This window comes from Paenibacillus eucommiae, from assembly GCF_017874215.1.
Taxonomy (GTDB): domain Bacteria; phylum Bacillota; class Bacilli; order Paenibacillales; family NBRC-103111; genus Paenibacillus_AI; species Paenibacillus_AI eucommiae.
Window position 1 is genome coordinate 19519 of the sequence record NZ_JAGGLB010000033.1, and the last position, 13567, is coordinate 33085.

At 46.7% G+C, this 13567-nt stretch carries 7 protein-coding genes; 2 read left to right on the forward strand and 5 right to left on the reverse strand.

The features are described 5' to 3' along the window. Nucleotides 1–41: 41 nt before the first annotated feature. The 5 genes from J2Z66_RS33530 to J2Z66_RS33550 form a co-directional block, all read right to left on the reverse strand. Nucleotides 42–5006: a hypothetical protein gene (locus J2Z66_RS33530; protein ID WP_209977140.1), complete on the reverse strand. Its 4965-nt coding sequence runs from the start codon at nt 5004–5006 to the stop codon at nt 42–44. Between the two features lie 94 nt (nt 5007–5100). Then, a complete protein-coding gene (locus J2Z66_RS33535; protein ID WP_209977141.1) occupies nt 5101–6708 on the reverse strand; it encodes an extracellular solute-binding protein in 1608 nt (535 codons plus the stop codon). A 64-nt stretch (nt 6709–6772) separates the two neighbouring features. Next, nucleotides 6773–7717 carry a carbohydrate ABC transporter permease gene (locus tag J2Z66_RS33540; RefSeq protein ID WP_209977142.1) on the reverse strand — a complete coding sequence of 315 codons (945 nt, stop codon included), beginning with the start codon at nt 7715–7717 and terminating at the stop codon, nt 6773–6775. Continuing rightward, nucleotides 7711–8610, reverse strand: a complete 900-nt coding sequence (locus J2Z66_RS33545) for an ABC transporter permease (protein WP_209977143.1) — start codon at nt 8608–8610, stop codon at nt 7711–7713. The genes J2Z66_RS33540 and J2Z66_RS33545 overlap by 7 nt, the downstream gene beginning before the upstream one ends. 78 nt (nt 8611–8688) lie before the next feature. Next, on the reverse strand, nt 8689–11433 hold the full coding sequence (locus tag J2Z66_RS33550) for an alpha-mannosidase (RefSeq protein WP_209977144.1): 2745 nt from the start codon (nt 11431–11433) through the stop codon (nt 8689–8691). An 806-nt stretch (nt 11434–12239) separates the two neighbouring features. Here J2Z66_RS33550 and J2Z66_RS33555 point away from each other — a divergent pair. Further along, the gene (locus J2Z66_RS33555) at nt 12240–12758 is read left to right on the forward strand and encodes a DUF3231 family protein (protein WP_209977145.1); all 519 of its coding nucleotides are present in this window, start codon (nt 12240–12242) and stop codon (nt 12756–12758) included. A 130-nt stretch (nt 12759–12888) separates the two neighbouring features. Next, nucleotides 12889–13542, forward strand: coding sequence for a DUF2238 domain-containing protein (locus J2Z66_RS33560; RefSeq protein ID WP_209977146.1), 654 nt, complete (start codon nt 12889–12891; stop codon nt 13540–13542). Nucleotides 13543–13567 lie beyond the last annotated feature (25 nt).

Below are 13567 nucleotides of genomic sequence, written 5' to 3' on the forward strand. Positions count from 1 at the left end.
TTCCAAGGGATCAGTGCTTTTCATTGGCTATTTTTTGACGGCTAGTACTCGAAGCGATCGACAGCTACATTATAATGCGAGGAGCTTGCATTTTTTGTAACTTTGACGACAATTTTGATCGTGTGCGCATCACTGGACAGATCGGATTTAGCGAACAAAATTTGTTTATTCAGCTTGCTGGCTGAATACAAATCAATATCGCTCGCTTCAAGCTTGTTGTCCACATAGACATCCGCTTTACCGTAATTCGGTCCCTTCGAGCCAATCCATTTAATCGTCGATCCAGTGAAGCTGAACAACATGTAGTCTCCACCGTTACCATTCATTCGCTCTGTCGAATGGTATGCCGCTGCATCCGTGACATCCGCCCATGCGCCACGCATGAATATAGCGCTGTCGCGATCATCCGCAGCTTGCGTCGTCTCGTATTCGAGCTTATCGAGCACGATCGTATTCCCCGTAGAATTGGCGTTTTTATTGCCTGACACTTCCACCTTCACCGTATGCGTCCCATAACTCAGCTTACGCTCAAATAATGCCTGCTGATAGGAAACGCTCGAAGAATATTGATCGAATTGGCCCTGGAGCACGTTATCAATATAAACATTCGCTATTCCGTAAAACGGCGTTTTCGGTCCAACAATGCGTATGCTGTTGCCTTTAAACGTGAACGATGCGGAGGCTCCTGCGCTGCTGGAATACGTTTCCGTACCGTTGTAGTTGTTTGTCGAGTTGTACTGGCTCCATGCCCCGGTATAGTGAATGGCGCTATCCCGGTCGTCGACATTTGTCGCGGCACCGCCACTGGACTCCACTTTATCTGTCACGATCGTGAACCCGATCGAACTCGCGTTTTTCGCGCCGGCGACCTCCACCTTCAGCGTATGAGGGCCTGTGCCCGTTACAGTGGCGAACAATTCCTGGTTATATACTTTCGAAGGGGCATATAGATCGATGCCGGAAGCCGCAAGAATGCCGTCAATATACACATTGGCTTTGCCGTATTGGGGTCCTTTCGGTCCAAACCATTTCACGACCGGCCCGTTGAAAATATATTCGAAATAATCTCCGGTTGTGCTGGAAAGCCGCTCGGTTCCGTTGTAGCTTTGATTGTCTGCCGAATTGCTCCACGACCCTGAATACGTGATTTCACTATCGCGGTCGTCGACGCGGTTCAGCGAACTTGTGCCGACTTCGAATTTATCCAGCACAACGTTGTAGGCGGAAGAGTTGACGTTTTTCGTACCGGATAATTCGATCCGGATCGTATGGTTCCCCTTGGTCAACGTCGCATCGGAAAACAGCACCTGCTGATAGTTTCGTGTCGGCGAATACAGATCGAGTCCCGCCACTCGCAATACGCCATCTACATAAACGTTCACTTTACCGTAAAAGGGACCCGTATGGCCAATGACGCGGATAACAGGACCAGTAAAGCCGAACTCGATTGCATCTCCCGCCGTGCTGCTGAATTTCTCGGTCGAATTGTAGTTGGCGGCATCCGTCCAATTGTTCCAGGAACCGCTATACGAGATCGCGGTGTCCTGATCATCGACGGAAATCAACCGGTTGCTGCCATACTCGAACTTATCGATTTGGACATTCGTATCCAAGGCGTTGACGTTCTTCATGCCGTTCGCGGATACCTTGATGACGTGATCTGTATTCGATAATCCTGTTTTCGTATACAATACTCGCTTGTAACCGGTATTCGAATCATACGTATCCACATTTGCAGTATCCAGGCTGCCGTCGATGTAGACGTCCGCTGTTCCCCCATGATTGCTGGAAATGCCCATCCATCGGATGGAAGTGCCCTTGAACGGAAATTGGCAATAGGCGCCGGAATCCTTTACATACTTTTCGGTTGCCAGGTAGTTACCTAGGAGGGCATCATTGTAATAGTTCGTGCCGCTGCAAGTCACTGCAAGATCGCGATCGTCGGCCGTTTTCGTATAATGGAATGGCGGAGTGCCGGAGTTGCTCCAGCTTACGTTGACAGTCACGCCTTCCGGATCGTTCCAATATTTGATCAACAACGATTGTGTGACGTCATCCCACTCCTGGGAATAGAGCATGCTCCTGCCATTATGGTCGACCGCCGTAGCCAAAGCCGGGACGATACCCGGTTTGCTCAAAATCCGGATGGTTCCGAGCGTGTTCGAAGATCCTTTGCCGACAATGACGTTCGTCGCGTTGGAAGCCTCCGAGATCACCGGCGATTGTCCTTGCGCAAACAGCACCTTGGGTGTTGTCGTTACAGTTATGCCCGAAACATCATACAGGAGGGCGGACTCACCGGGAAGTACTTTCTTGGTCGTCACAAGAGGAATGTTCGGATCGAACAAATCAATATATTTGCCGGTAACCGTCTGGGTCCCGTTTAAGCTGTGAATGCCTCGATAAGGACCTCGCATATAATCGATTGCGCTTTGAGCGGATACGGACACCGATTTAAACTGCGAAGCGATGTTTTTCATGATTTGAACCATTTTTGCGCTACCTGTCGAACTGGCTCCAAAATAATACGGATCGACGCCAAAGTAGATGAATTTGCCGGAACCGTACTCTTTTTGAAAAGCGACGATATTGGCGCCGGATTTGTACATCGGCGTAACGCCTGAGCCGGAAGCATAACCGATCATATTGTAACCTGAAGTCGAGGAAAGTGTGCCGATTCCTGTTGCCAACGCTGAACCCGTTTGCGGACTAAGCGAGCTGGACGTCACAGCATCGTTGCGGCCGGAAAGCCCTGCTCCGAGTATGTCCATCAAATGATCCTGCGGACTGGCATACCCGGCTGTCTTCCACCACATCTCGCTAATCGTATCAAATTCGGTACGGCCCCCGACATAGAGCACGATGCCTCCGGCGTTAATATAGTCTTTCAACTTGACGTTATAAGCGCTATCGAGCGGCTTCATCAAGTCATAACTTAGCATGATGACATCATAATCACTTAAGATATCATTCGTTGAGGTAATTCCCTCCAGTGGAAGCGAGTCGACAAGCAAGCCTTCTTTCAACAAAGGCATAATTAAAGAATGAATGCTGGCCGGAGTTACCGTACTGCCCGGACCGCCTACCTGATTGTTCATGGTGTCCGAAATCATAAACCCGACCTTGACAGGCCTGTTCGAGGTCGTAATCTGAGTCGTGTAGTGATGCATTTTCCCGAGCTCGGTGATGATGTTCGACATGACCGTCTTAAAGGAGTCAGGAGCTTCATTCCAATCGTCGTTGCCTAATATTCTTGCTGGCCAAATCACCGTATTGTATTTATAAATATTCGGAAACATCACGGTGCTGACGACCTGATGCCTATACATCTGGGTAACCCAGTCCCACGGTTTGTTTGTGTAAAAATCGCCCTTGGGGTCCATAATGGAGATCAGCTCTTTACCCGCTGCCTTCTTCGCATTCGCCCAATAACTATAATCGATATAGGCCGTTTCGAATGGCATCGACTGACTGACTCCCTGGTAATAAGCAGGCAATTCGATCGTATTGGACCAGGTCTGCCCTTCGTATACATCTACATTGCTATTGGCGAAGCCTTCATATACGGCGAACGGATTTTTCCACACAAATTCGGTCATCCCGGTATGAGCGCCAATGATCGTGGTTACGGACGGATAATGCAATTTGACATAGCCGTATACATCATCAATTCGTCTCTGAAGCAAATAATTGCTCAGTATTACCGCCTTCATAAAGGTGCTTTCGCTGGATTGCGGATCCTCCCACGCCGATCCGTAATAAGCCTGCCATTCCGCTTTATAAGCGGCGTTATATAAACTGTCGCTGAACAGTTCTGGCTCCTCGATCAACACCTGGTTAATACCGCTGTTAATCGTAGGAAGAATATGTTCATCAAGCGTGTACTGATTGAAATGCTGCGTTGGCGTGACATAATAGTAGGCGCCCAGCCATCCCCGCAGGGAGCCGTCCGCCATCCGTTGAATGACATCGCCGTACGGAACGACTTCAATGCTGTCGACAACCACGTTATACCCGCTGGAAGCACCGTTCTTTGTCCCGGTGACGACAATCTTAATCGTATGGTCGACGCCAGGCGTCAAATCCAGATTATTGTATAGCTCTTGTTGATATTGCTTTTCGGCGGCATACAAATCAATTCCCGCTTGAACAAGAACACCGTCAACATAAACGTCCGCCATGCCATAGTCGGGACCTTTCGCCCCAACCCATTTGACAAACGGACCAAAAAAGGAATACTCGACATAACTGCCTGGCGTCGTGCTATGCTTTTCGGTGCCGTTGAACGCATTTGGATCGGCCACGTTGCTCCACGTTCCACTATAGGTGAGCAAGCTGTCGCGATCGTCGGCAATATGAGGCGAGCATTCAAACTTGTCGATGGCGACTTGCGTGTCGCTCGCGCTTGGATGCTTCGTGCCCGTTACGACAATTTTTATTTTATGCAGCTTATTCGACAGCCCTTTCTTGGTAAAGAGCTCCTGCTGATATTGTTTGCTTGGCGCATACAGATCGATGCTTGCTTGTACGAGCTCATCGTCGATGTATACGTCCGCTTTGCCATTGTTCGGACCTTTAGGTCCGATCCAGGTAATAAATTGGCCTTGAAACGTATATTCAGCATAATCGGCTGCTGTGCCGCTGAATCGTTCGGTGGACTTGTAATTACCCGAGTCGCTCCAATTGTTCCAACTACCGGAATAAACAATGTTGGCATCCTGATCGTCAATGCTTTTCTTTTTATCATAGTTGCCAAAAACATACATGCCGTCGTCGGCTGTACTGGGTGCGGTAGAAATTTGATAGGGATAAACTGAAGCTGGATGTGACGTGAGCACGTTCGGATGACCGTAGATGCCGTCCGTCGGTACAATCAATCTGGAGTCATACTCGGTTCCTGATTGCATAATCGTATACATATTCGCTGACGCATAGCCGGATAGCACCATCATCATGATAAGAGTCAACGCTACTGCTTTTTTGAATACCGATGCCATATTTTTCACCAATATAATCATCCCTTCTTCAAATGCATGCCTCGTCTCATTTATTCATTTAGCGTAAAGAGGGGACCCATGATCCCCTCCAATCGCTTCCTACTTATTTGATAATATCGAATTGCGGTTTTGTTTTGATTTTTTGTAAATCATTCACTTCTTCAATAATTTTTGAGCCGCCGGCCTTTTTCCATTTTTCTATGGCATCCAACCATGTTTCTTTGGTGATTTTGTCATTGATTACAATTCCGCTTAATACGCTGCCCAAATAATCCGCCTGCAGCTGTGCTCCTTTCTCTACTTCTGTCGGCGAGAAAATGGAATAATTTCGATAGTCGGGGTACATTTCGTTTTCAGCATGCTCCAGGAACATCGACTTGACGTAGTCAAACTGATCTCCGATTCCTGCACTTTCAAATTGGATACGAAGATTTTCCCAGTCGAACGTCTCGGCTACCAAACCAACAAATTGAAGCGGTTCAATCTGCGCAGCAATGTAATCGGCCTCTCGCTCCGCATCAGGAATGAGTACATTTTTTCCGTTCTCTTTCTTGAACGTCTTTCCTTCGATTCCGTATCGTCTAAATTCTGTTCCATCCGTTAGCGTCCAATTTAAAAATTCAAAAAAACGGTCCGGATCTTTAATTTTGGCTTTCACATAAAAGCCGCGGTCATTTACGCCAAGCGGACGACCGCCTCCTTTTTCCCCATTCGGACCTGTTAAAGGTTTCATAAATGCAATTTCAGCATTCGGATCGGTCTTTTTCAAGCCAGCTATTATTTCAGGGTAATAGCCCATATTAATACCAAGAATTGCAGCCTTTCCAGTCATAAATTTTGTTTTGGAATGATCCCAATTTTTGGCAATGTTAAATTCCGAGTCAAGCAGGCCGTTTTGATACAAACTTTTCAGCCAAAGCTGGTAATTCATGTTTTCTTCAGAAATGAAATAAGGAACAATTGTATTCGGATCGCTTTTCAACGGATTCCAGGCATAATGCGAGAACCCGAAGGACGTGGAAAGTGCGCCCAATCCCCAAAAATCGTCTTGTCCCGTCAGTGGAATGATCTTGGGATCTTTCTCTTTAATGGTTTTCAAAACCGTTTCGAATTCTTGTATGGTCGAGGGCTCGGAAATCCCCCAGGCATCGAACAAATCCTTGCGATAGAACAGGAACTGCACCGCGATCGGATAAATCGGCTGAGGAATAAAATAAATATCTCCCTTTTCGTCTTTAAAGTTGTCCCACGTCGTATCGGATACGATCGATTTGATCGCGGGGTATTTCTCCAAGTAGTCGTTGATTTTCAAAAACGCTCCCTGGTCTTGCATATCTTTATACGTTTTACTGGCAGGCCCCCCTGCCCAAAGTACATCGGGCAAATTTCCGGAAGCGATAATGGTGTTCAATTTCTGATCATATTCGGTAATCGGAATGATTTGCGTATCGATTTGAACATTGGCTTTACTAAATAGTTCTTTCTCGTAGGGCCCGCCTTTCGTATAAGTAGCCGCACCCCACACCGGACGAAGATACGAAAACTTATACGGCTCCTGCTTAACCTGTTCTTCCTTATTCGCTCCTTCCTCAGGAACATTCGTTTTCTTGTTTTCCGAATTGCTGGTACAAGCGGCCATGAAACTAGCCAGCATAACAACCACCAACAAAAGCGAAATACTCCTGCCGCTTCTTCTGACCCTCATTCTCATTTTCGTTCACTCCTCATGAAATGAATTGTTATGAAATCCCCTAGGGGAGATTCATCATAATGAACTAACCTTTAACCGAACCTAATAAAATCCCTTTAACGAAATATTTTTGCAAGAACGGATACACCATCAGAATCGGAACGATGGAAAAAATAATCGTCGCTGCTTTGATGTTCTCGCCGGCAACGATCACCCGCCCCGCATCATTGGTTAAGGCTCCGACTGACCTCGTATTCAAGGCGTTCATATCGATAATGATGGAACGCAGTAATACCTGGAGTGGCCATTTCGTATTATCATTAATGAAAAACAGTCCCGTAAACAGATCGTTCCAATGTCCTACGGCATAAAACAAACCGACCGTGGCAATCGCGGGCTTGGATAACGGTATAACCACATGCAGCAATATCCGAAAATCGGAAGCCCCCTCCATTCGGGCGCACTCCTCCAGCTCCTCCGGAATGCTCCAAAAGAAATTTCTCATCAGAATGAGATAGAACGGGGCAACCAAGCCTGTAACAACCAATACCCATATGCTGTCGATAAGATGTAGGTTTTTCAACAAAATATACATCGGGATTAAACCCGCACCAAACAGCATTGGAAAGATGATCAGCCACATCCAGTATTTATAGCCTGGAATTTGTGTTTTTGATAGCGCATAGCCGCCGGTGATCGTGAAAATCAAGTTGAGCAGCGTTCCTATGACAGTAGCGAAAACGGATACTCCAAACGACGTTAATAAGATGCGCGTAGAAAATATATATTCGAAGGCTTCGATCGTAAATTGGTGCGGAATTAACATCATCGGATTGCGGTAGATGGCATCTGCTTCACTTAATGAAATGGACAACACATTCACCAGAGGAAGCAGGGTGATTAACGATAAGAGCAACAAAATTATATAAATTATCGTTTGTGCCCACCAAGGATTGCGATCGAGGCTGCTCCGATAATTGATTAGTTTTTTTTCATCGTGATCGAGTTGGGCGGCTGTACCTTTCACCATAAGGATTTTTCCCCCGTCCTGCGAATAATGAAATTGGCGGTAATGATCAACACCGCACCAACAACCCCTTTAAACAAACCGGTTGCGGTAGCGAGTCCGTAATTGGCATTCAACAAGCCGACCCGGTATACATAGGTGTCTATAATATCGCTTACATCTAGAACGGATGGATTCGACAAGATGAAAACCTGTTCAAATCCCGCATCCAGTATGGAAGCAAGGGAAAGGATGAACAGCATAATAATGGTTGATCGAATGCCGGGCAATGTAACATGCCAGATTTGTCTCCATTTTTTCGCACCGTCAATCTTGGCCGCTTCGTACAACTGGGGATCAATCGCCGATAAAGCAGCCAAATAAATGATAGCCGACCACCCAAACTCTTTGAGTATTCCTGTTATGACTGCAATCGGTCTAAAATAATCGGGATTCGTAACGAATCCGATCGGCTCCATGCCTGCATTAACCAAAAATAAATTAATAATTCCCTGTGGACCGATAAAATTGAAAACAATTCCGCCAAAAATAACCCATGATAGGAAATGGGGGAAATACGTTATCGTTTGGACAACCCTCTTGAACCAAATGATGCGCACTTCATTGAGCAGCAAAGCGAATAATATCGGCACGGGAAATCCGAACACCAGCCGGTAAACGCTGATAAGGACAGTATTTTTCAATAGCTGGGCGAATTTAGCCGATGTAAATAACGTTTCGAAATGTTTAAATCCCACCCAAGGGCTGGCCCAAATCCCCTTAAAGATTTGCAGATCTTTAAAGGCGATGACGATACCATAAAATGGAAAGTAGGAGAAAATCAAAAAGTAGGCAATTGTAGGGAACAATAAAATGAAAATAAATCGGTATTTCCAATACCGCTTTCGCAGTGACATGACGCTTCCCTCCTTGACTGAACAGAAAAAGAGATTTCTAACCTTTCTGGAACCGTGGACATGTATAGCTCGGGCTGATCAAACTTGACGGAATCGTAATTTGACCGTGACAATTTGATAAGGTCCTGCCTGCAGGCGCACTTGGCTGCCCGTCCATTCCACCGGCCCGGCCGACTGTTCGTCCAGATTAACCAACTCCGCGTGAGCCGGTTCGGAAGGCAGCAGCAGACTGCCAGAAACGGAATGGTTCGTTACGTTGAAGCAGCGTACGATCACGCTCTCCGAATCGTCCTCGGCCGATTTAATGGAGCTAATAACCAGCCCCTCCCCGTTAATTCCCATATAGCTGCGGCTCATCGGGAGATTGGCTTCCCTGCGGTGTGGGGTTTCATACAGGGGCGTCTCTATATTACGCTGTATGGCACGGGCTCCGGCTCTCTCATGCAGCATTTCCGCGAATAGTCCTGCCTTCTCATCCTGACCAAAGAGACGTATCGCGTATTCAAAGGATAATTCGCCCAGCAGCTGTCCTCCGTCGCCCCCGTCAGTCAGCACTTCTCTCCGGGTGCTCCGGAACAAGGTCAGCGCAAGGGTCCGGCTCTTGTCGTTCCGAACCGCTGCCTCATATAAGCCGTTGCTGAATAGAGCAAATCCGGCTTCGTCATCCTGGAGATAAATAAGTCCGTTATGCGGTACCGTCTCGCGGTCGGGATTGAGCGATTTCGAACGGTCGGGACGGTCGATCTGTCTTTCAACCATTTCGAAAGGAGTACTTGTCATATAGGCTTCCGAACGGATGCCTGTCGGAAATACCGCTTTCAGCCGATGGTCCCGCGCTTCATTACGCACGATCGTCCGGATCCGGAGCAGCGGGTCATTCTTGCGCAGCTCCAACGTCGTTCGGATAGGCAATGACAGACGGCTCGTTGAGCGCTTTACCGCGCCTAACTGCGTTTCCGCCGGAACGTCAAGCGTCGCTTCGATCTGAATCATCGCGACGAAAGGACCGTTCTGTACAACAGAGATCTGCGTTTGTTTGCCATAACTGGTGTATGTGGAGTTCACAGCCGCCGATACGTGGCTCCATCCGTCTCCGGTGTCCGACTCATCCTCGAATTGCAGCAATTCGCAATACGTTTTTCCCGTCTTCTTGTCGGTCAGGTCGAACGTACCGTCAGACCGGATCTTAAGCTCGTAACACCCGTTGTCCCAAGTATGGACGTCCGATTGCATCGAACCGGGATAGCGCACTGGAACAGATAGCTGCGGAGCGTCGTATTGGCCATGCTCAGGCAGCTTCATCTCGTTCTGTTCATACGTATAAGAGGCGTACCCGAATGACGGTACTTTAGCATGCAGCGCAAGGCGAAACCGGTCGACTGTCTCAGCGCCCGGGATGTCGCGATACGGCCGAAGGCGCTGTATACTGTCCCGTTCAATGTCCAGCACCTGGTAAGGCACTTCTTCACCGTCTGCATCGCGGATCACGAATGACGTTCCCATCAAATGCGGCAATCGGATCAAGGCGTCCGAGCCGCCCGGTAAACGCAATTCCATTATGGTTACACCGTCGATGGAGAGCTGGGAGGCATTGAAAAGCGTAATGATGCCTTTCTTCCAGCCATCAAGCAAGCTTTCAACCGAGATGTGATTCGTCAAATACGTCAGTCTCTCCTCGGCCACCGCATTGGATATTAATAAGCTTTGATCGAAACGAAACAGCATATCGCGGTGTACCTGATCGATGGAACAACCGCTGATCGAATCGTGCGGATGGTTTTGCAGCAAGAATTTCCAGCTCAACGACAGTAAACCGCGCGGATACTCCAACCCTTCCAAGGAGCCGAATATCGCCCATGGCTCCGCCCAACGCTCGATGGTTGTTTCGCAGCGCTGATTAAGCTGCTTCAAGTGCACACGGGATGACAGTACATTGGCCGGCGTCCAGTTGTTATTGCCGCTATGACCGGGATCGCGCTGTTCGCCTATGTAACGCTTCAGCTGCACATCCTGTATATGCGTTCGAAGCGCTTCCAAATAAGAGCTTAACGACGAATGCTCAAATTGCACAGGCAGCCCGGATTTGTTCAGAACGTCCAGCATCCATGGCAGCATGGGCTCAATTTCAATATGATCCACTCCGTCAAGCCCAAGCGCGATGCCAACAGTAGCACGTCGTTCCTTGTAGGCGAGCATCTCTTTGGCCCGATCGACAAGCTCCGCCGGCTCGTATTTCCTGCTTGAAAACGGCCAACGCATAAAGAAGAAAAAGTCGCCGTAGCTGCGGTCCTCGTCCAGCTTCAGCCCGAATACCTCACTGCCGTCCGGACTGGCCCACATGATTTCCGACGGATCCGCATCGCCGTAGAAACCACGAAACAAAACTGCATTATCGATATTGAACCCCTGCAGCAATTGCGGCATTTGTCCGATATGGCCAAAAATATCGCTTAGGAACCCCGATTTCATCGGCTCCACTCCCCAAGATCGGGCCTTGCGAAAGCCGAGCAGCAAGTTGCGGATCAGCGACTCGCCGCTGACGAGAAATTCGTCGGGCATCACGTACCAGGGTCCGACTTCAATGCGTCCCTTCCGAATGAACCCCAGAAGCTGTTCCGTTCGTTCCGGCCGGATTTCCAGGTAATCGTCAACGATTATGGTTTGCCCATCCAACATAAAGTACTTATAGGACGGGTCTTGCTCCAATGTGTCGAGAAGCTCATCCATCATATAAACAAGCCGGATACGGAAATTTTGAAAATCCTGATACCACTCCCGGTCCCAATGGGTATGGGAAACTACGAATAATTTGTGAATGTCCATATGGTCGATCCCCCTTATCCATTAATAGATCTGATCAACAATGCATTGAGCAGAAGGTTATTTACAAAGCCGTGACTCGTACCATATGCCCTTTTCAATATTTGGCATATGCTTTATTACATATTGTATTATATTATATTATAACATATAGGTCAATTATAATATTACATAGTTTTGCATCACCACTAATCAATCACCTCCAAGCATCATCGGTAGCAAAAAAGTACTGAATTTTTTGAATCCAACCCATTCACTTCCCCATATCCCTTCGCACATACCAGATCCCGTTGAGGCCTCTGTTGCCAGATGAGTGCCAATTTGCAAACTTAGCTCCTAGCTTAAAATCATTTTCCAATTCAAAAACCTCCTGTGGAATGTTTTGAATTGAACTTTCTGAAAGAGACGATGCCCCCGTGTACAATCAACGGGGCATCGCCAAACAGACCTGTAAAAAATTGAATTTTAACAAGTTGTCCTTTACCTTCTCCCATCCGGACTATACCGTCGGCCTTGGAATTTCACCAAGTCAGTCCCAGCATCAGCAGGTCGTATTTTCGTCTTGTTCTCCATTGAATTTCCGCATACGATCATTCCTGAGTAGGAATCAGTACAACCACCTTTTCCGACTGTGCATCAGAACATGATATTGCCATGCCGCTCCTTCCACATTTCGAATTTAAGTCGCGGCATGCTTTCCCTCCCGTTTTTTCAGAATTTATTTTGAGAACTCAGCCTTACATTAATTCTGTGCTGCTGGAGATAATAATTTTTGTGTAAATTATGATAAAAAAGGAGCAATTAATTAAATGGGCATTTTAAGCGGTAATCCCAAAGATGAACCCATGCATTATGGGGAAATCTCTAGTGTATGGATGGCGTCTACAGTAGCAAAAGGCGCTGTATCCTGCTATCAAGCATATTTAAATCACGCTGGAGATAAAGACCTAAAAAAAGTACTGGGTGATCTTATTGATCAGGCTAAGCTAGAAATTAAAGAATGCGACACCTTGCTCACTGATAACGGGATTGCTCCTTCACCAACATTACCTGAGAGACCACAAGTAAAGCTCGAAGACATCCCAGCTGGCGCAAGGTTTACTGATCCTGAAATAGCCGCTAAAATTTCGGCAGATATTTCTGTTGGACTCGTTGCTTGTAGCCAGGCGATGGGCCAATCAATTAGAGAGGATATTGGTGCTTTATTTGCTAAGTACCATCTCACTAAAGCAGCATCTGGCCTTAGATTACTCCAGATAAATAAGGAAAAAGGTTGGCTAATTCCTCCTCCGCTTCAATTAAAGAGATTAGAAACTGTTAACGCATAAATTTAATTTGGAATCCTGCTCATTGAGTGGGATTTTTTCTTGCTCTTGAATCCTTGTGAAAGGTATTCCAGCGAGTACTTTTGGCTAAAACTGGGGAACCTATTGTCATCAATTTAAGGAGTCGATTTCCATGGCATCTAATCGAAAGTGGACAAATGCAGACATTCCATTCACTAAAAATAAATCTTTACAAGTGATGATCTTCATTTTCATCATATTTTTTGGAGTAATGGCCATATCGCCCACTGATCGAACTCAATGGTTTGGTTATAGCCTATCGCTTGTCGTGGTTTTCCTTATCCTTGTCTTCACATATAAGAAGTTTCGTTTTTCAAACTTGTCCTATCTGCTGATGCTGATTTTCTTTTGTCTTCATACTTATGCGGCACATTATACATATGAAGGCACCCCGCTTGACCAATGGCTAAAAACAAATTTCCATACACACAGAAGCTACTACGATCGAGTCGTTCATTTCGCCTTCGGATTATTCTTTTCTTTTCCATTCCTAGAAATATTCAAATCCAAATTTAAGCTCAGACGGATTTGGTTATATGTTCTGCCAGTTGTCGTAATACTCAGTTTCAGCGCGCTTTTCGAGATCTTTGAAATGCTCGGTGCTTTAATGGCTGGCCCAGGTGGAGAAGAAAAATTTGTTGGAATGCAAGGCGATATTTATGATACGCAAAAAGATATGGCATTAGGATTCCTAGGTGGTATAGTATCTATGGGTATACTCGCTTTTTTTCTTATTTTTGACAAAAAGAAAAAGGAACCTACTTGACGTAGATCCCTCCTCCAATACTACT